We start from the raw sequence: 279 nt of genomic DNA, 5'->3' as shown, positions 1-279 counted from the left end.
GAGCTAGCTTACATGGAGACACCCACTACCCCCCGGAGCACCCTGAATCCTCCGGTCTTCTATACCTCCGCCGCCCTGATCCTGGCCCTGGTGCTGTTTACCGTCCTCCTCCAGGAAGAAGCGCAATCGCTGTTCAACCACGTCCAGCAATGGATCATCACCAACGCTAGCTGGTTCTACGTACTGGCCGTGGCGCTGATCCTGATCAGCGTGGTGTTCCTCGCCGTCAGCCGCTACGGCGACATCAAGCTCGGCCCCGACCACAGTCGTCCCGACTAC

Annotated in this window: 1 protein-coding gene; it reads left to right on the top strand. The window is 60.6% G+C overall.

What is annotated here, in order from left to right:
- Positions 1–12: 12 nt before the first annotated feature.
- On the top strand, positions 13–279 hold a 267-nt coding region (locus ACLJNW_RS24595), incomplete at its 3' end, for a BCCT family transporter (RefSeq protein WP_410961270.1).

The organism is Salmonella sp. SAL4457 (assembly GCF_046548235.1).
GTDB lineage: Bacteria > Pseudomonadota > Gammaproteobacteria > Enterobacterales > Enterobacteriaceae > Salmonella > Salmonella enterica.
This window is presented reverse-complemented; position numbering and strand designations above follow the sequence as displayed.